The sequence below is a fragment of the Prauserella muralis genome (assembly GCF_003202285.1).
Lineage (GTDB): Bacteria > Actinomycetota > Actinomycetes > Mycobacteriales > Pseudonocardiaceae > Prauserella_B > Prauserella_B muralis.
In genome coordinates this window covers 467,162-484,969 of sequence record NZ_MASW01000005.1, presented here as the reverse complement: position 1 = coordinate 484,969, position 17,808 = coordinate 467,162, and the positions used below count along the sequence as shown (strand labels likewise).

Below are 17,808 nucleotides of genomic sequence, written 5' to 3'. Positions count from 1 at the left end.
GTTCAGCCGTACTTGCCCTGCACCGCGCCGTCGGCGATGGCGGTGACCACCTTGAAGGCCTTCATCGCCTCGGTCATGTCGGGTGCGTCGAAGCCGACCGTGCGCACGCCGGTCTGCTCCACCGTGGGAACCACGGCCGCCGCCTGCGCGAGGTGGCTGGCGTCGAACTCGACCTCGATCCGGTGCGCCGCCCGCGCGGCCTCGGCGCGCCCGGCTCGCCGCATCCCGCTCGTGGCCGCCTCGGTGAGCCGGGCGCAGGTCACCGCGGGCGGCAGGCAGATGGCGGCGTAGCGGCTCACGCACTCCTTCACCGCCACGCGTGCCGCGTCCGGCGCGTACTCCGCGGCCTCGGCGCAGGCCTTGTCGTCACCGCTGACCAGCAGCACCGGCACGCCGTACTCGGCCGCCAGCGCCGCGTTGAGCCCGCCCTCACCCGCGGGGGCGCCGTCGAGCCACACGCCGGTGATCTGGTTGGGCAGGTAGGTGTGCGAGAGCACGCCGTCGCAGCCGGCGCCCGCGTGGTAGCCGAGGAACACCACCCCGTCGACGCCGCTGTCGATGCCCTCCATCATCGACAGCGGCTTGTGCCTGCCGGTGAGCATCCTCGCCCGGGGGTCCAGCTCCTCCAGCAGCAGGTTGCGCTGCGACGAGTGCGCCTCGTTGACGAGCACGTCGGTGGCCCCGCCGGCGCAGAGCCCGGCGACGGTGGCGTTGACGTCGCCGGTGAACAGCCTGCGGAAGCGTTGCCACTGCTCGGTTCCGGGCACCACGTCGTCGGTCCAGGTGACGCCGGTGGCGCCCTCCATGTCGGCCGAGATCATGATCCGCATGGCCGCCAACCTAGCGTCCGGCGACGAGCCGGAGGGCACCGTGGGCACACAACATGCACCCAAGGTCACCTCGGGCACGGTGCGTGCCTCTGCTCGGCGGCGTTGTCCATGGGTACGGCGAAAGCGCGTGAACGCGATGTGTAACCTCGAAGCTCAGTATGGCGACCACCACCGACCCCGTGCCGAACGCCGGTACCACAGTGGACCGGCCTTCCGAGACACCGGAGAACCCCGGTGTCGGCGAGCCCGCGCGCTTTCCGTACCGCACGATCGCGCTCGGCGTGGTCGGCAGCGTCGTCCTGATGCTCGCCTCCCTCGGCGCGGGCGGCGTCCTGGTCAACGACCCGGTCCTGGGAACGGGCCCGCTGTCGTGGATCCGGTTCGGGCACGGCAAGGCGCTGGCCACCGCCCTGCTGTACGTCGGCTTCGGGCTGGTCGTGTGGGCGTGGGTGCGGCTCGGCCGCTACGTGCTGGCCCGCCGCATCGGCAGCAGGCCGATCGTGGTCGCCGCGCTGTGCTGGATGGGCCCCCTGCTCGTCGCGCCACCGCTGTTCACCAGGGACGTCTTCTCCTACCTCGGGCAGGGCGCGCAGCTGCTGCACGGGCTCGACCCCTACGCCTACGGCCCCGCGGCCCTGGACGTGCTGCCGGACGTCGTGCAGAACGTCCACCCGCTGTGGCAGACCACTCCGGCACCGTACGGTCCGCTGTTCCTGCTCGTCGCCAAGGGCATCGTGTCGGTGACCGGCAACAACATGATCGCGGGCGTGATCGTCACGCGCGTGCTGTTGCTCGCCGGGCTGGCCGGCATGCTGTGGGCGCTGCCGCGGCTGGTGCGGCACCTCGGCGGCAACCTGCCGGTCACCATGTGGCTGGCCATCGCGAGCCCGATGACGGTGATCCACCTCGTCGGTGGCCCGCACAACGACCTGCTCATGCTCGGCTTCCTCACCATCGGTGTGCTCGCCGCGCTGGAGCGCAAGCACGCGCTGGCGATCGTGCTGGTCACGGTGGGGATGCTGATCAAACCCACGGCGGCGGTGGCGTTGCCGTTCCTCGTGTGGGTCTGGGCCAACCACCTGCCAGATGACAGGAGCCTGCCCAGGCGGTTCGTCAGGGCGGTGGTGCCCTCACTCGGGATCTTCGGCGCGGTGTTCGTCGCGGGCACCTGGGTGTCGCTGGGCTCGTTCAACCTCGGCTGGATCACCGGGCTGCAGGCCCCGCAGCTGATCGTCAACTGGCTGAACTTCCCGAGCGGGGTCGGCGAGATCATCTACACCATGGTGAACGTGGTGGTGGACGTGCAGCCGTCGCCGTTCATCACCGTCGCGCGCCTCATCGGCTGGGCACTGCTGGCGGCGTTCGTGGTGCGGCAGTGGTGGCTGGCGCGGCACGGCGGCACCGAGGCGATCCTGCGGATGGCGTTCGCGCTACTGTCGGTGGCGATCCTCGCGCCCCCGACCCTGCCGTGGTACCTGACGTGGGGCTTCGTGATCCTCTCGGCGTTCCCGTGGCGGCGGCTGCACCTGGCCGCCGTCGTGGGCGTTTCGATGTTCCTCGTGCTCGTCTACTACCCGACGGGGGAGCAGAGCCTCTACGACTGGTGGTTCATCGCCGCCGTCGTCGCGGCGAGCCTCTACGGCGCCGCCTCGCTGCTGCGGCCCGACCCGCTGGGCCTGATCGCCGCCTGGCGGCGCCTTCCCCGCTCCGACTGACCCCGTTCCGGCTGACCCGCGCGGGCGGGCGTCCGGTCACCCGGCGGACCAGCCGCGCCAGGTGGTCACCGCGATGCTGACGAGGGGACCCTGTGGCGGCGTGCCGGAGTACTGCGGGTACTTGGCGGCGAGCGCGGCCAGCGGCCGCCCCCGGTCGGCGTCCCCGGTGAGCACGGTCGCGACGCCGTCGGCACGCACCCACCACAGGGCCGTCCAGTCCTCGGCGTAATGGTCCACGAGCAGCGACACGTGCGGGTTGGCGGCGATGTTGCGCAGCCGCCGCAGGTTGGTGCTGGTCTTGGGCTTGGCGTCCACGGCGAACACGATCCGATGGTCGTCCGGCATCGCGAACGTCACCGGCACCAGGTGCGGCACGCGGTCGTCGCCACACGTGGCGAGCCGGGCCACGCGCGCCGCCGAGAACCGGTGCCTGGCCTGCTGCTGGGGCAACCGCATCACGTCAGGCTAAGGGTCCCCGCGCCGGCGTCGAGCACGGCCCGCACGCCGAGCGGGACGGTCAGCGCACCCTGGTGGTGACCGAACCCGAAACCCGCCACCATCGGCACGCCGAGCGGTCCGAGCCGGTCGAGCAGCACGGCACGGACGTCGTCCTGCGGCCCGCATCCGGTCCACGAGCCGAGCACGATCCCGGCGACGCCGGCGAACCAGCCCGCGCGCAGCAACTGCGTGAGCAGCCGGTCGATGCGGTAGGGCTGCTCACCGACGTCCTCCAGCAGCACGAGCGCACCCTCGGCCCGGACCTGCTCCGGCGTGCCCAGCCCCGCGGCCAGCAGGCTCAGGTTGCCGCCCACGAGCGTGCCCTCCGCCCGGCCCGGCACCAGCGTCTCGGCGTCCGGGCCCGTGAGCACACGCCCAGCGGGCGGCGCGAACAGCGCCTGTTCCAGATGTGCGGCCGCCACGGCGTCGAAGTGCGTCGAGGCCGGCATCGGGCAGAATAAGCTCGGCAGTCCGAGATGGACGGACACGGCGGCGTGCAACGCGGTCGTGTCGCTGGACCCGCAGAACAGCGTCGGTCCGGCGGCCCGCAGCGCGGCCCAGTCCACGAGGTCGAGCATCCGCTGGCAGCCGTACCCGCCGCGGGCGGCGAACACGGCGGCGACGTCGGGCCGCAGCCATGCCCGCTGGAACGCCTCCACGCGGTGGGTGTCCTCGCCGGCGAGGTAACCGAACCGAGGGTGGCGCGCGAGCACGCCGTCGTCGGCCTCCACCCGCAGGCCCAGCGCGGCGAGCCGCGCGGCCCCTGCCTCCAGCAGCTCGGCCTTGACCGGGCCCGCAGGGGCCACCAGCGCCACGGTGTCGCCGCGCCGCAGCACGGGCAGCCGGGTCATCGCCGCAGATCCACCGGCGGCACGCCGGGCGCGGCGAAGCCGAACACCTGACCGTAGAAGGCCAGCTCGGCCTCCAGCGCGGCCACGATGGTCGCCGCCTGGCGGAAGCCGTGCTGCTCGCCGGGGAAGGTCAGGTGCGCGTGCGCCAGCCCAGTGCCTCGCAGCGACTCCACGAACCGCTGCGCCTGCTCCGGCGGGCAGATCTCGTCCTCCAGCCCCTGCAACAGCAGCACCGGACCCGCGAGCGTGTCGATGTGGTTGATGGGGGAGCGCTGCGCGTACCGGTCGGCCGCGTCCGGCAGCGGACCGACGAGCCCGTCGAGATAGCGCGACTCGAAGTCGTGGGTCTCGCCGCCCTGCCCGGTCCACGGCTCCAGGTCCAGGATCGGGTACTTGATCGTCGCGGCCCGGTAGGTGCGCACGGTGGTCATCGACGCGGCCGCGGTGAACCCGCCCGCGCTGCCGCCCCGGACGGCGATCCGCTCCGGGTCGGCCATCCCCTCGGCGACGAGCGCCTCGGCGACCGCCGCGCAGTCCTGCACGTCGACCACGCCCCACTGCTCCCGCAGCCGATCCCGGAACCTCCGCCCGTAGCCGGTGGAGCCGCCGTAGTTGACGGCGACCACGCCGATGCCCCGGCTGGTGAAGTAGGCGAACTCCAGCGAGAGCACCGGGTGGCTCCGTCCGGTGGGGCCGCCGTGGGCGTGCACGAGGTACGGCGGCAGCTCGCCGCCGGGCGCGGCGTGGTCCGGATTGGCCGGCGGGTAGACGTAGGCCGGGATCGGCTCGCCCTCGGCGGTGTGGAACACCCGCTCGACCGGCGTCGGCAGGTACCCGGCGGCGGGCAGCGGCGGCTGTGCGGTCAGCTCCGTGAGGGTGCCGTCGGCGAGATCGACGTGCACGACAGCCGTGTCGCGGCGCGGCCCCGCGGCGATGCCCACGACGCCTCCCTCGCTCACCGCCAGCGACGGCGACCACGCGGTGAGCTCGGGCGCCACCGGCGTCAGCGACCGGGTGGCCTCGTCGAGCACCGCCAGCCGCCCGGCGTCGAGCACGGCGTGCCGCCCGCCGCCCAGCGGCGCGCTCCAGCGCGCGCCGAGCCTCCACAGCGCACCGCCCAGCTCGGCCTCCACCGGCGCCAGGTTGGTGACGTGGCCGTCGAGACCGACGCGGTGCAGGTTCCACCAGCCGTCCGGGTCGGCCAGCGCGAGCAGTGTCCGTGGCCCTTCCCAGCGCAGCTGGCACACCGCCGTGTCCGGGCCGCCCGCGAGCACCCGGTGCGCCCCGAAGGTTCCGTCGGCGCCGACCTCGGCCACGCACAGCTGCGTGCCGTCCCAGGGCATCGCCGGATGGTTCCAGCCGAGCCACGCCGCGTGCCGCCCGTCTGGCGACAGCTGTGGCGCGGTGAGGAAGTGATGGCTCGCCGCCAATGAACGCGGCTCGCCCCCGGCGAGCGGGATCGCCACCAGGTCCCGGGTGACGTCGGTGCGCCGGGGTCCGGTGCTGGCCTCCCGCACCGCCCACACCTCCCCTTCGGGACCCGGCCGCAGATCGCCGTAGCGCACGCCGTGCCGCTCGGCGGGCTCCGGGGTCAGCGGACGGACCTCACCGGAGGCCGGCTCGCGCGCGTAGACCCGCTGGTCGTCCCAGTGCGTGAACACCACAACCCCGCCCACGGCCAGCCAGGGCCGCCCGCCGTACTCGTGAACGCGGTTGCGCGCGTTCCACGGCGCGGGCAGCACCTCCTCGACGGCCTCGCCGGTGTCGCGGACCAGCGCCACCCTGCCGCCCTCGGCCGGCCGCGCCTCGGCCCACCACACGTCGCCGTCGACGACATCGAGCCAGTCCGGCGTCACCGCGGCGGCGGCGACGTCGGCCGCCCGGATCGGCGACGTCCAGCTTCCGTAGGGTGTGGTGCGGGGCATGGCGCCACCTTATTCCCGGCGTCCGGGACTCACCGGTCGCCCCGGACGAGCCTGATCTTGGAAGTTGGCTTAGGGTCGTAAGTGCCATGGCTCGTGTCATTCACGTCTTCCGTCAACCCGACCGCTTCGTCGCCGGAACCGTCGGGGAACCCGGCGACCGCACGTTCTATCTGCAGGCGTCGGAGAACTCCCGCACGATCAGCGTGACCATCGAAAAGCAGCAGGTCGCCGTGCTCGCCGAGCGGCTCAGCTCGCTGCTCGAGGAGATCGCCAGCCGCTTCGGCGCCGACGTGCCCGAGGAGGTGCCCGACGACCTGCTCGACATGGACCCGCTCGACGTCCCCGTCGAGGAGGAGTTCCGGGTCGGCACCATGGGCCTCGGCTGGGACGCCGAGAGCAAGGCCGTGGTCATCGAGCTGCTGGCCATCACCGAGGGCGAGGTCGACGAGACGGTCGTGCTCGACGACACCGAGGAGGGCCCCGACGCGGTGCGGGTGTTCCTCAGCCCCGTGGCCGCGCGGGCGTTCGCCGCGCGCGCCGACCGGGTGGTCAACGCCGGACGCAAGCCCTGCCCGCTCTGCGGCGAACCGCTGGACCCGGCGGGCCACATCTGCCCGCGGCAGAACGGTTACCGCCGCAACACCGAGCTCACCGACGCCGCCGACGAGGACGAGAGCTGACGGCGGTGCCTGCCCGACACCTCGACCCGGCCGACCCCGCGGCGAAGGAACTCGTCGCGCGCGGGCGTCTCGACGTGGAGGGGCGGCTGGTTGACGCGTCCAACGTCACGCTGTTCTGTTCGGTCGAGCTCGACGGGCTCAGCGCGAACGCGGTGTACAAGCCGGTGCGGGGCGAGCGCCCGCTGTGGGACTTCCCCGACGGCACGCTGGCGGGCCGCGAGGTCGCGACGTACCTGATCGCGGAGGCGGCGGAGCTGGCGAGCGTGCCGCCGACGGTGCTGCGTGACGGCCCGTTCGGCGAGGGCATGGTGCAGTTGTGGGTCGAGACCGCCGAGGACGACCTCGTCGACGTGTGCGCGCCGGAGGAGCTGCCCGAAGGCTGGCGGGTCGTGCTGCACGCGCACGACCGGCTGGGGGAACCCGCGGTGCTCGCGCACGCCGACAGTCCTGGTGTGCGCGAGCTGGCGGTGCTGGACGTCGTGGTGAACAACACCGACCGCAAGGGCGGCCACGTCCTGCACGGTGCCGACGGCCGGGTCTACGGCGTCGACCACGGCATCTGCCTGCACACCGACCCGAAGCTGCGCACCGTGCTGTGGGGCTGGGCGGGGGAGCCGCTGCCCGGCGAGGCGATCGACAAGCTGCGGAAGCTGCGCTGGGCGGTCGACCACGACCTGGGCGAGGCGCTGGCCGAGCTGCTCACGCCCGCCGAGGTGCGCGCGGTGGCGGCCCGCGCCGACGCGCTGCTCGCCGACGGGGTGTTCCCGGCGCCGGCCGAGGACTGGCGCGCGATCCCGTGGCCGCTCTTCTGAGCACGTCCGGCGCTGGGCACCCCGGTGTTCGCGCTCAGCGGAACTTCGCGGCGTTGCGCCGGGCCCACTCGGCGTAGGTGGTGCCGGTCCGGCCGGTGGCCTGCCGGAACCCGGGCTCGGGTTCCGTGCGCATGTCGTCGCCGCCGGAGAGCAGCCAGTCGGCGACGTCGGGCTCCACGCCCTCGCCGATCCAATGCTGCCTGGCCTGTTCCCTGCTCAGTTCGACGTAGCGCACCTCACGCCCGAGCGCCTCGCCGATGGCGCGCACCTGCTGCGGGATGGTCAGCGCCTCGGGGCCGCTCAGCCGGTAGGCGTGGCCCTCGTGGCCCGTGCCGGTGAGTGCCAGGGCGGCGACCTGTGCGATGTCGCGCATCGCGATCGGCGTGTCCGTGGCGTGCGGGAAGGGCGCGCGCACCACGCTCTCGGCACGGATCGACGGCGCCCAGTCGAGCGTGTTCTCCATGAACGCGCCGGGGCGCAGGAACGTCCACGCCAGCCCGGCGTCGCGCACGGCCTGCTCGATGACGGCGAACGTGCGGGCGTACTCGTCGTCGGCGTCGCCCGCCAGGATCGAGGACAGGGCGACCACGTGGCGCACGCCCGCCTGCCTGGCCAGCCCGGCGACCGTCTCCGCGGTCTCCGGCTTGGGCGCCAGGTAGAGCCGGTCGACGCCCTCCAGTGCGGGCTTCAGGGTCTCCGGCCTGCCGAGGTAGCCCTCGAACACCTCGACGTCGTCGGGCAGCGCGGCCTTGGCCGGGTTGGTCGTCAGCGCGCGCAGCGGCCTGCCGCCGTCTGCCAGTTCGTCGACCACCATCCGGCCGATGTTGCCGGTCGCGCCGGTCACCAGAATCGTCATGCGAGCCCCCAAACTCGGTACATCGTACGATGTTGTCGCCAGCCTACTCCGTACAGCGCACGCAGTCCTATGATCACCTCCGATGAGCGACTCCGACGGCCCTGGCGACCTGACCCGCGGCATGCGGCTGTTGTGGCGCGCCGTCGGCGGATCGCGGCGCGGTCCGAAGCCGGGGCTCGACGTGGACACCGTGGTGCGCGCGGCCATCGCGATCGCCGACTCCGACGGGCTGGCCGGGCTGTCGATGCGCAAGGTCGCCGACCACCTCGGTGTCGGCACCATGTCGCTCTACACGTACGTGCCCGCCAAGGCCGAGCTGGTGAGCCTGATGCTCGACGCGGTGGACGCCGAGGGCGCCCTGCCGCACACGGTGCCGGGCTCGTGGCGGGCCAGGACCGAGGCGTGGGCCACGGAGGACTGGGCGGTCTACCACCGCCATCCGTGGACCCTGCAGGCCTCCAGCAGGCACCCGCTCGGTCCCCACACCCTGCGCCGGTTCGACTCGGCGCTGCGCTGCCTCGCGGTCACCGGGCTCCCGGAGGACGAGCTGGTGGCCACCGTCGACGTCATCGACAACTACACGCGGGGGATGGCCCGCCGGTCGCTGGAGGCCGTGGAGCTCGAACGGCGCACCGGCGTCAGCGAGCGGCAGTGGTGGGCCGGGCACGAGCCGCTGCTGGAAACCTACGTCACGGCCGCGGAGTTTCCCGAGGTCCGCAGGGTGTGGGCCGCCGGCGCCTTCCACGGTGACCTCGACAGCTTCGCCTACGGTCTCGCGCGCATTCTCGACGGGGTCGAGCGGCGCCTCGGCGAGGCCGGCTGAGGACCTCCGGCGCGTCGGGACGCCAGCGGCGCGCGGGAACGCTAGGTTCGGCTGCCGTGCGCTCCCATTCCTATGACGACGTGCTGAGCGGCCCGCGCAGGCGCAAGAAGGTGCCCGAGGTGCCCGCCGAGCCGGGTCTGGTGGTCGAGGACCCGGCGAGCGGTTTCTGCGGCGCGGTGGTGCGGCTGGAGCACGGCAGCGCGGTGCTGGAGGACCGGCACGGCAACCGCCGGGTGTTCCCGCTGGGGCCGGCCGCTTTCCTGCTGGAGGGCAGGCCGGTGACCCTGGTGCCCGCGCGCAGGCCTGCTGCCGAGCGGGCCAGGGAGGTGTCGGCGTCCGGGTCGGTGAAGGTGGCCGGGCTGCGTGCCCGGGTGGCCCGTGACTCCCGGATCTGGGTCGAGGGCAGGCACGACGCGGAACTCGTCGAGCGCGTGTGGGGCCACGACCTGCGGGTGGAGGGCGTGGTCGTCGAACCGCTGGAGGGCGTCGACGTGCTCGCCGAGCGGATCGCCGAGTTCGGCACCGGTCCCGGCCGCAGGCTCGGCGTGCTGGTGGACCACCTGGTGCCGGGCAGCAAGGAGTCGCGACTGGTGGAGCGGATCGACGATCCGGGCGTGCTGGTCACCGGCCATCCCTACGTCGACGTGTGGCAGGCGGTGAAGCCCACGTCGCTGGGCATCAAGGCATGGCCTTCGGTGCCACGGGGCATGGACTGGAAGCACGGCGTGTGCGCCGCGCTCGGCTGGGGCGAGCCGTACGAGGGCTGGCAGCGTGTGCTCGCCGCCGTCAGCAGCTTCCGCGACCTGGAGACGCCGCTCATCGGCGCGGTCGAACGGTTGATCGACTTCGTGACGGCCGAGGACGAGTGATCATTCCCCGGCAAGGTCACGCATGGATCACGTCCAGTGATCTTCTCGGTGGAACCGGTGACGATCTGGGAGCATGGGCCCATGGCAGCGCTCATCTGGCTCATCGTCGGAGTCGGCCTGATCGTGGCCGAGGTCCTTTCCGGCGACTTCGTCCTCCTCATGCTCGGCCTGGGGGCACTCGCGGGTGCGGGTTCGGCCGCCTTGTCCGGCAACGTGTTCGTGGACGTGTCCGTGTTCGCCGTCGCCTCGATCGGCCTGCTCGTGCTCGCCAGACCCGCGCTGAAACGCCGCTTCCTCTCCGGACCGGGAGTCAAGACCAACACCGACGCCCTCGTCGGGGCATCGGCACTGACGTTGTCTACTGTGGACTCGCACAGTGGACAGGTGAAGCTGGCCGGAGACGTGTGGTCCGCCCGCAGCATCGCGGAGGGCCACGTCATTGAGCCTGGTACCACGGTGACGGTCGTCGAGATCGCGGGGGCGACCGCCGTCGTGTCGGCAGAGCCGTGATGGCCGGGAACACGAAGCTACACAGATAAGGGGAGTGTGTTTTGTCGACGACAGCGATAATTGTTGTCGCCATCCTCGCGCTGTTCGTGGTCGTCACGGTCGCGAAGGCGCTGATGGTGGTGCCACAGGCACAATCGGCGGTGATCGAGCGGCTCGGCCGGTTCAAGACCGTCGCCTCGCCCGGCCTGAACTTCCTGGTGCCGTTCCTCGACAAGGTGCGTGCCCGGGTGGACCTGCGCGAGCAGGTGGTGTCGTTTCCCCCGCAGCCGGTGATCACACAGGACAACCTGACGGTCTCGATCGACACGGTCGTCTACTTCCAGGTCACCGACTCGCGGGCGGCGGTGTACGAGATCTCCAACTACATCGTCGGTGTCGAGCAGCTCACCACCACCACGCTGCGCAACCTGGTCGGTGGCATGAGCCTCGAGGACACGCTGACCTCGCGGGACCAGATCAACCAGCAGCTGCGAGGTGTGCTCGACGAGGCCACGGGCCGGTGGGGCATCCGCGTGGCGCGGGTCGAGCTGAAGGCGATAGATCCTCCGCCGTCCATTCAGGACTCCATGGAGAAGCAGATGCGCGCCGACCGCGAGAAGCGCGCGATGATCCTCACCGCGGAGGGTCAGCGGGAGTCGGCGATCAAGACGGCGGAAGGCCAGAAGCAGAGCCAGATTCTCGCGGCCGAAGGGTCCAAACAGGCCGCGATTCTGGCCGCGGAGGCGGAGCGGCAGTCGCGCATCCTGCGGGCGCAGGGTGAGCGGGCCGCCCGCTACCTGCAGGCGCAGGGCCAGGCGAAGGCAATCGAGAAGGTGTTCGCGGCGATCAAGGCCAGCAGGCCGACGCCGGAGGTGCTGGCCTACCAGTACCTGCAGACGCTGCCGCAGATGGCGCAGGGCGACGCCAACAAGGTGTGGCTGGTGCCCAGCGACTACGGCAAGGCGCTGGAGGGCTTCGCCCGGCAGCTCGGCGCCCCCGGCGAGGACGGCGTGTTCCGCTACGAGCCGCCGAAGGACGACCGCACCGAGATGCCGCGGCTGGACGACGAAGAGGTGGCCAGCTGGTTCGACACCGCCCCCGACCCGAAGGTCGCCGAGGCGGTGCGGGAGGCCGAGAAGGTGGCCCGCCAGGAGGTGCCCGGCCCGCTCACCTCGTCCCCGTCGCCGGCCCCGTCGGCGCTGTCGGCACTGCGCGGTGAGCCGCCCGCCCAGCCACCGCAGCCGCCCCAGTCGCCGCAGCAGGCCGCGGAGGAGCCGCAGCAGCCTCCGCAGCAGCAGCCGGGGCCGTACTCGCCGCAGCCGGGTCCGCAGAACCCGCCGCAGGGCGGGCAGTACCCGCCGCAGGGTCCGCCGTTCGGCGGTCCGCCGCGGCAGCAGTGACGGCGGCTCCGCTCGCCGCATCAGGGGTGCCTCCCGCAGCCATGGCGCGGGAGGCACCCCTGTTTCGTCGAACCGCCTCTAGACAGGTAGGAGATTTCCTACCTATTATCGAGGGCATGACGATCACCAAACTGCAGTTCGTGTCGGTGCCTGTCGCCGATCACGAGCGAGCGAAGAGCTTCTATCTCGACACACTCGGCTTCGACCTGCAGGCCGATTTCGCGGGGCCGCACGGGCAGTTCGTCATGGTGGCCCCCAAGGGCGCCGAGAGCGGCGTGGTGCTGGTCGACTTCGAGGTCGACGGCCGGGCGTTCGGCGGCCCGGTGCACCTGCAGTTCCACTCCGACGACGTCGACGCGGCGTTCGCCAGGCTCACCGAGTCCGGTGTGGAGGCCAGTGAGCCGCGGGACATGCCGTGGGGCAGGCAGCTTGCCTTCACCGACCTCGACGGCAACCAGATCTCACTGCTGCAGCCGAGTGCGTTCGGCGATCGCCCCCGGGTGAATAATGGCGGGTGATGGCCCAGACCGACGAGGTGTTCGCCGCACTGTCCAGCCCCGTGCGGCGCGATGTGCTGCGGCTGCTGCTCGACGGGCCCAAACCGGTGCAGGAGCTGGCCGAGCACTTCGATATGCGCAGGCCGAGCCTGTCGGAACACCTGCGGGTACTGCGCGAGGCCGGGCTGGTCAGCGAGCGCAGGAGCGGGCGCTACCGGCTCTACTCGCTGGAGGCCGAGCCACTGCGCATGGTGTCGGACTGGCTCTCGCCCTACGAACGGTTCTGGCGACAGAAGCTCGCCGGGCTGCGTGATCTGCTGGACGAGGAGCCGTTGTGAGCGAGGACGTCACCGCCGTCCACGTCGACCAGTTCCTCGCCCACCCGCCGCGTGCGGTGTGGCGGGCGCTGACCGAACCGGACCTGCTGGCGCGGTGGCTGATGCCGAACGACATCAAGCCGGTGGCAGGACACCGGTTCCACCTGCACGCCGATCCGAAGCCCGCGGCCGGGTTCGCGGGCGGGCCGGTGCCGTGTGAGGTGCTGGAGGTGGATCCGGAGCGACTGCTCAAGATCAGCTGGGGTGAGACGTGGACGGTGACCTGGCGGCTGGAACCGGAGGGCCGTGGCACCCGGCTGTTCGTCTCCCATGAGGGTTTCGACCCGGACGACGAGTTCGAGCAGACGGCACGCAGGATCATGGGCGGAGGCTGGCGTTCGGGCGTGACCACGCGCCTGGTGGCGCTGCTCGCCGAGCTGTCCTGACGCCCGCCGTTCCGGCTCCCGCCCGGAGGTCGCCCGGCGACGAGCCGAAGGTGATCTTGGGTACACAGGATGCACCCAAGGTCACCTTCGGCTCGGTTCGCTTGCCGCACCGTCCGCGGCGGTCGTTCACCGGGTGAGGGTGACGGGGGACAGGGCAGGGCGTTTGGCGGTGAGGGTGTCGCCGGAGGATTCGCCCCGCAGCCTGCGGCCGATCCAGGGCATCGCGTGTTCCCGCGCCCAGTGCAGGTTCTGCGCACGCCGCTGCGCCGCGGTGACCACCGGGCGGGGCCCGAGCGCGGGCGGGGTGATCGTGTGCTCGACACCCAGCGTGGCGAGCACCCTGGCCGCGACGAGCGTGTGGCCGAGCGAGTTGAGGTGGATGCGATCGGCCGACCACAGCCGCCGGTCGCGCAGCTCCCGCATCGCCCAGAGATCCACCAGCAGCGTGCCGTGGCGGGCGGCGATGAGTCGCACATGCTCGTTGTAGATGGCGGTGCGCCCGCGCATCCGCCGGAACAGCGGGTCCTCCACGCCATCGACGCCGGTGAACAGCACGACGGTGGCACCGGTGCCGGCGAGTCTGCCGACGGCGACGTCGTAGGCCTCGGCGAGGGCGTCGACGTCGGCCCTCGGCCGCATGAGGTCGTTGCCGCCCGCGTAGAGGGTCACCAGGTCGGCCCGCATCGCCAGTGCCGGGTCGAGCTGTTCGGCCAGCACCTGCGGCAGCAGCCTGCCGCGGATGGCGAGGTTGGCGTAGGCGAGGCCGGGATCGTGCCGGGCCAGTTGCTCGGCGGCACGGTCGGCCCAGCCGCGCACGCCGTTGGGGCAGGCGGGGTCGTCGTCGCCGACGCCTTCGGTGAACGAGTCTCCCAGGGCGACGAAGCGGTGGATCATGACCGGCACTCTAGCGACGCCGCCGCTGTGGCCCGTCACACGCGCTGGCGCTCGCGGTGCTCGGCGACGTGCACGCGGGTCGCACACCGGGTGGAGCAGAACCGGCGCCTGCCGTTGCGGGAGGTGTCGACGTAGACCACCGGGCAGCCTTCGCGCGAACAGCGGCCCATGCGGCCCGCGTCGTCGCACACCAGGTGCGCCAGCCCGCCCGCGGTGTAGGCCTCGACGCGGCGCAGCTGGTCGTCGTGGTGCCCGGAGTAGTGGATGTGCGGCGGGTAGCCGTCGTGCCGGGAGATGTAGGGCCTGCACGCGGAGTCGGCGAGCAGCGTGTTGACCAGCTCGACGCGGCGATGCAGGTCGGTCTCCTCGAACACGGGCCGCAGCCGCTGCGCCCAGGCGGCCACGCCCCGCGCCTGGCTGCCGGTGAGGTGAGTGATGCGCATTCCCTCGCCGCGCATGATCGCGACCAGGTCGGCGGCGGGCGCGGGGGCGGCGTTCACCAGCGCGGCCGCGACCCGGGCCGCCGTGCCGCCGTAAGGGTTGAAGTCCATTAAGAGATTACACCACGATGGCGGCATGGACGACCAGCGTTGCCCGCGCTGCGGGTGGCCCGTGACCGAACTGCCGACGCCTGCCGCCTCGGTGCATCCGATGGCGAGGGGCCAGGTGAGCTACCGCCGGTGCGTGTGCGGCAGCTGGCTGCTGGAGAGCGACGGCGTGGTGCTGGGCGCGACGGCGCCGCGCTAGCACCGTGCCGGCCCACCCGGTCCGCCCGCGCGGGGTGACCCGCCGGCGAGCCGAAGGGCACCTCGGGTACCCGATGCGTGCCCACGGTGCCCTTCGGCTCGCCCGCGGACCCACGACATCGGCTGCGGGTGGCTCGGCAGGGGGTGGCTTTGGCGGGTCAGCCGTCGCGGTGTTCGGCGAGGATCTGCGCGAGCGTGTGCGCCGGTGAGCTGTCCAGCTTGTGCCGGTGGGCGTCGTAGCGGTCGCGCGTCGTGCGGATGTCGGCGTGGCCGAGCAGGTCCTGCACCTTCTGCACGGGCACGTTGTGCGCGAGCAGCAGGGTGCCGGTGGTGCGCCGCGCCGTGTGCGGGGAGATGCTGCCCGCGGCGGGCAGGCCCGCCTGGCGTGCGAACCGGCGCAACGCCTGCCACACGTCCCGCTGCCGCAACGGCTTCCCGCCGGGCTTGCGCGGATCGTGCGGGTGCGGGGTGGTGGCCAGCAGCGGCCCCGTCAACCGCTCCGGGGGCAGGCCCTCGCGGTCGCCGCGCAGCGCCAGGTAGCGGGCCAGCGGGCGCACGGCGGGCGCCACCAACGGCACGAGGTCGCGCTGCCCGCCCTTGCCGGTGTAGCGCAGGATCGTGTGCCCGGCGTCGGTGCCGAGGTCGGCCACGGTGGCACCGGTGAGGCCGGAGACGCGCAGTCCGGTGTAGAACAGCAGCGCGACGAGCGCGGCGTCGCGCCAGGACGCCTCGGTGTCGTTGCGCCGTGCCCTGCTCTCGACGTGGTCGAGCAGCGTGGCCGTCGAGTGCTCGTCGAGTGCGGGCAGGGGAGAGGTCTTCGCCCGCTTGGGCCTGGTCACCGCGCCGATCGGGTTGGTGTCGGTGACGTCGTTGGACTGCAGGTAGCGGTACCAGCTCGACACCCCGGCCAGCGTGCGCGCCACGGTCGACGGCGCGGCGGGGCGGGGCAGGCCGTCGCGGCCGGTGACGGTCAGCGTCTGCTTCCACGCGTCGACGTCGGCGCGGCGGGCGCGCAGCGGGTCGAGCCCGGTCCGCGCACACCACGACAGCCAGGCGGCGAGGTCGGCGTAGTAGGCGCGGCGCGTGTGCTCGCTCTTGTCCACGCTCAGCCACAGCATGGTGACGTGCCGGACGGCGTAGCGGTCCATCGGGTCGGCCGGGGGCAGCGCGGGCAGCAGCTCCACGGCCTCGGCCAGCGCCGCCCGCTCATCCGACCGGGTGGTCAGTTCGGCGGATCCGGGGGTGTCGATCATGGTGCGCTGATTGTGCCTTGTCGCGGCGCGAGAGAGTCGGAAAAGATGGCCCGACCGTGTCGATTCGTCGGGGGCATGTTCGACGCGTGTGTACGCGGGCCGGCAACGGGGCGGCCCGGTACCCGAGACGAGGAGATCCACAATGCGGTTCATGATGCTGGTCAAGGCCTCACCCGAGTCCGAGGACGGCACGCTGCCCACGGAGCAGGAGCTGGCCGAGATGGGCAAGTTCAACGAGGAACTGGTCAAGGCCGGCGTGATGCTCGACGGCAACGGTCTGCGCGAGAGCCGTCTCGGCGCCCGTGTCCAGTTCAGCGGCAAGGGCCAGACCACCGTGGTCGACGGCCCCTTCACCGAGACGAAAGAGCTGATCGCCGGCTACTGGATCATCGACGTCAAGTCGCTCGACGAGGCGATCGAATGGGCGCGCCGCGTGCCGTTCGGGCCGGGCGGAGAGATCGAGATCCGCAGGGTGGCCGAGGCCGAGGACTTCGGCGAGAACTTCACGCCGGAGCTGCAGGAGCAGGAGGACAGGCTCCGCGAGCAGATGGCCGCGCAGCGCGGCCAGGACTGACCCGCACCGAACCCTGACCGGCACGGCGCCCGCTGCTCTAGATTGGCGCTGTGACGGCAGCTACCGACGCCCGGCGCGCCATCGATGCGGTCTGGCGGATCGAGTCCGCCCGGCTCATCGCGGGGCTCGCGCGGATGGTGCACGACATCGGCGTCGCCGAGGAACTGGCGCAGGACGCGCTGGTGGCGGCGCTGGAGCAATGGCCGGAGTCGGGCGTGCCGGACAACCCGGGCGCCTGGCTCATGGCCGTGGCCAAACGCAGGGCCATCGACCAGTTCCGCAGGCAGGAACGGCTGGAACGCAAGGTCGAGGAGATCGGCCGGGACCTGGAGAGCAGGCAGGCTTCGACACAGCCGGAGCCGGAGCTCGAGGACATCGGTGACGACCTGCTGCGGCTGGTGTTCACGTCCTGCCATCCGGTGCTGTCCACCGAGGCGCGGGTGGCGCTGACGCTGCGGCTGCTCGGCGGGCTCACCACGGACGAGATCGCGCGGGCGTTCCTGGCGCCGGAGCCGACGATCGCGCAGCGGATCGTGCGGGGCAAGCGGACCCTGACGAAGAAGCAGGTGCCGTTCGAGGTGCCGCAGGGCGCCGAGCTGGCCGAGCGGCTGTCGTCGGTGCTGGAGGTCATCTACCTGGTCTTCAACGAGGGCTACTCGGCCACGGCAGGCGACGACTGGATGCGCCCGGAGCTGTGCGCGGAGGCGTTGCGGCTGGGGCGGGTGCTCGCGCAGCTGGCGCCGAAGGAGCCCGAGGTGCACGGCCTGGTGGCGCTGATGGAGATCCAGGCCTCCCGCGCCCGCGCCCGGACCACCGCCAGCGGCGAGCCGATCCTGCTGCTGGAGCAGGATCGCGGGCGCTGGGACCAGCTGCTCATCCGGCGTGGCCTGGCCGCGCTGGAGCGGGCGGTGGCGCTCACCGACGAGCTGGGCCCGTACGCACTGCAGGCAGCCATCGCCGCCTGCCACGCGCGTGCGCGCACTCCCGAGGAGACCGACTGGGAGCGCATCGCCGCCCTCTACGAGCGGCTGGCGGTGGTGACGCCGTCGCCGGTGGTGGAGCTCAACCGCGCGGTGGCGCTGGCGATGGCGTTCGGCCCGGAGGCCGGGCTCCGGCTGGTCGACCAGCTGGTCACGGAGCCTTCGCTCGCGAAGTACCACCTGCTGCCGACCGTGCGCGGCGACTTCCTGGTCAGGCTCGGCAGGCACGCCGAGGCGCGGGAGGAGTTCGAGCGCGCTGCGGCGCTGACCCGCAACGAGCGGGAGCGGTCCCTGCTGCTGGAGCGGGCCGCGCAGGCGCAGGCGGCGGTCTGACGGCGAGCGGGGACACGCCG

21 protein-coding genes are annotated in these 17,808 nt (G+C 72.4%); 13 read left to right on the top strand and 8 right to left on the bottom strand.

Going from position 1 to position 17,808, the window contains the following annotated elements:
* Positions 1-2: 2 nt before the first annotated feature.
* Positions 3-830 (bottom strand): M55 family metallopeptidase, encoded by an 828-nt coding sequence (locus BAY60_RS23035; RefSeq protein ID WP_112283122.1) that lies wholly within the window; start codon positions 828-830, stop codon positions 3-5.
* 158 nt (positions 831-988) lie between these two features.
* On the opposite strand from BAY60_RS23035, the gene mptB reads away from it, so the two are divergent.
* Positions 989-2,545, top strand: a complete 1,557-nt coding sequence (mptB, locus tag BAY60_RS23030; protein ID WP_112283121.1) for a polyprenol phosphomannose-dependent alpha 1,6 mannosyltransferase MptB — start codon at positions 989-991, stop codon at positions 2,543-2,545.
* Between the two features lie 36 nt (positions 2,546-2,581).
* On the opposite strand, the gene BAY60_RS23025 is transcribed toward mptB, so the two are convergent.
* Genes BAY60_RS23025 through BAY60_RS23015 form a run of 3 tightly spaced genes read right to left on the bottom strand, consistent with a single transcriptional unit; the run spans position 2,582 to position 5,819 of the window.
* Positions 2,582-3,001, bottom strand: a complete 420-nt coding sequence (locus BAY60_RS23025; protein ID WP_112283120.1) for a TIGR03668 family PPOX class F420-dependent oxidoreductase — start codon at positions 2,999-3,001, stop codon at positions 2,582-2,584.
* The gene (locus BAY60_RS23020) at positions 3,001-3,894 is read right to left on the bottom strand and encodes a S66 peptidase family protein (protein ID WP_112283119.1); all 894 of its coding nucleotides are present in this window, start codon (positions 3,892-3,894) and stop codon (positions 3,001-3,003) included. Before BAY60_RS23020 ends, BAY60_RS23025 begins: the two co-directional genes overlap by 1 nt.
* Positions 3,891-5,819 carry a prolyl oligopeptidase family serine peptidase gene (locus BAY60_RS23015; RefSeq protein WP_112283118.1) on the bottom strand — a complete coding sequence of 643 codons (1,929 nt, stop codon included), beginning with the start codon at positions 5,817-5,819 and terminating at the stop codon, positions 3,891-3,893. The genes BAY60_RS23020 and BAY60_RS23015 overlap by 4 nt, the downstream gene beginning before the upstream one ends.
* Before the next feature lie 86 nt (positions 5,820-5,905).
* On the opposite strand from BAY60_RS23015, the gene BAY60_RS23010 reads away from it, so the two are divergent.
* A complete protein-coding gene (locus tag BAY60_RS23010) occupies positions 5,906-6,499 on the top strand; it encodes a DUF3090 domain-containing protein (protein ID WP_112283117.1) in 594 nt (197 codons plus the stop codon).
* A gap of 5 nt (positions 6,500-6,504) precedes the next feature.
* Positions 6,505-7,311 carry an SCO1664 family protein gene (locus BAY60_RS23005; RefSeq protein WP_112283116.1) on the top strand — a complete coding sequence of 269 codons (807 nt, stop codon included), beginning with the start codon at positions 6,505-6,507 and terminating at the stop codon, positions 7,309-7,311.
* A gap of 34 nt (positions 7,312-7,345) precedes the next feature.
* Here BAY60_RS23005 and BAY60_RS23000 read toward each other — a convergent pair whose 3' ends face one another.
* On the bottom strand, positions 7,346-8,167 hold the full coding sequence (locus BAY60_RS23000) for an NAD(P)H-binding protein (protein ID WP_112283115.1): 822 nt from the start codon (positions 8,165-8,167) through the stop codon (positions 7,346-7,348).
* Between the two features lie 82 nt (positions 8,168-8,249).
* Here BAY60_RS23000 and BAY60_RS22995 point away from each other — a divergent pair, with 82 nt between their 5' ends.
* From BAY60_RS22995 to BAY60_RS22965, 7 genes are all read left to right on the top strand, one after another.
* Positions 8,250-8,990, top strand: a complete 741-nt coding sequence (locus BAY60_RS22995; RefSeq protein ID WP_112283114.1) for a TetR/AcrR family transcriptional regulator — start codon at positions 8,250-8,252, stop codon at positions 8,988-8,990.
* A 56-nt stretch (positions 8,991-9,046) separates the two neighbouring features.
* Complete coding sequence (locus tag BAY60_RS22990) at positions 9,047-9,859, top strand: DUF3097 domain-containing protein (protein ID WP_112283113.1); 813 nt, start codon at positions 9,047-9,049, stop codon at positions 9,857-9,859.
* Positions 9,860-9,940: 81 nt separating this feature from the next.
* Positions 9,941-10,369 carry an NfeD family protein gene (locus tag BAY60_RS22985; protein WP_112283550.1) on the top strand — a complete coding sequence of 143 codons (429 nt, stop codon included), beginning with the start codon at positions 9,941-9,943 and terminating at the stop codon, positions 10,367-10,369.
* 113 nt (positions 10,370-10,482) lie between these two features.
* Complete coding sequence (locus tag BAY60_RS22980) at positions 10,483-11,748, top strand: SPFH domain-containing protein (RefSeq protein WP_112283549.1); 1,266 nt, start codon at positions 10,483-10,485, stop codon at positions 11,746-11,748.
* 116 nt (positions 11,749-11,864) lie between these two features.
* The gene (locus BAY60_RS22975) at positions 11,865-12,266 is read left to right on the top strand and encodes a VOC family protein (RefSeq protein WP_170160514.1); all 402 of its coding nucleotides are present in this window, start codon (positions 11,865-11,867) and stop codon (positions 12,264-12,266) included.
* Positions 12,266-12,583: an ArsR/SmtB family transcription factor gene (locus BAY60_RS22970; protein ID WP_112283112.1), complete on the top strand. Its 318-nt coding sequence runs from the start codon at positions 12,266-12,268 to the stop codon at positions 12,581-12,583. The genes BAY60_RS22975 and BAY60_RS22970 overlap by 1 nt, the downstream gene beginning before the upstream one ends.
* Positions 12,580-13,008: an SRPBCC family protein gene (locus tag BAY60_RS22965; protein WP_112283111.1), complete on the top strand. Its 429-nt coding sequence runs from the start codon at positions 12,580-12,582 to the stop codon at positions 13,006-13,008. Before BAY60_RS22970 ends, BAY60_RS22965 begins: the two co-directional genes overlap by 4 nt.
* Before the next feature lie 126 nt (positions 13,009-13,134).
* Here the strand turns inward: BAY60_RS22965 and BAY60_RS22960 are convergent, their stop codons facing one another.
* Together BAY60_RS22960 and BAY60_RS22955 are read right to left on the bottom strand one after the other, a co-directional pair.
* Entirely contained in the window at positions 13,135-13,902 is a 768-nt protein-coding gene (locus tag BAY60_RS22960) for an SGNH/GDSL hydrolase family protein (RefSeq protein ID WP_112283110.1), read from the bottom strand.
* A 35-nt stretch (positions 13,903-13,937) separates the two neighbouring features.
* Complete coding sequence (locus tag BAY60_RS22955; RefSeq protein WP_112283109.1) at positions 13,938-14,453, bottom strand: CGNR zinc finger domain-containing protein; 516 nt, start codon at positions 14,451-14,453, stop codon at positions 13,938-13,940.
* Positions 14,454-14,478: 25 nt separating this feature from the next.
* Here BAY60_RS22955 and BAY60_RS37275 point away from each other — a divergent pair, with 25 nt between their 5' ends.
* Positions 14,479-14,649 (top strand): hypothetical protein, encoded by a 171-nt coding sequence (locus tag BAY60_RS37275; protein ID WP_170160513.1) that lies wholly within the window; start codon positions 14,479-14,481, stop codon positions 14,647-14,649.
* Positions 14,650-14,806: 157 nt separating this feature from the next.
* Here BAY60_RS37275 and BAY60_RS22950 read toward each other — a convergent pair whose 3' ends face one another.
* A complete protein-coding gene (locus BAY60_RS22950) occupies positions 14,807-15,901 on the bottom strand; it encodes a tyrosine-type recombinase/integrase (protein ID WP_170160512.1) in 1,095 nt (364 codons plus the stop codon).
* 142 nt (positions 15,902-16,043) lie between these two features.
* Between BAY60_RS22950 and BAY60_RS22945 the strand changes: the two genes are divergently transcribed.
* Together BAY60_RS22945 and BAY60_RS22940 are read left to right on the top strand one after the other, a co-directional pair.
* Positions 16,044-16,475 carry a YciI family protein gene (locus BAY60_RS22945; RefSeq protein ID WP_112283107.1) on the top strand — a complete coding sequence of 144 codons (432 nt, stop codon included), beginning with the start codon at positions 16,044-16,046 and terminating at the stop codon, positions 16,473-16,475.
* Between the two features lie 41 nt (positions 16,476-16,516).
* Positions 16,517-17,788 carry an RNA polymerase sigma factor gene (locus BAY60_RS22940; protein WP_211330447.1) on the top strand — a complete coding sequence of 424 codons (1,272 nt, stop codon included), beginning with the start codon at positions 16,517-16,519 and terminating at the stop codon, positions 17,786-17,788.
* Positions 17,789-17,808: the final 20 nt, after the last annotated feature.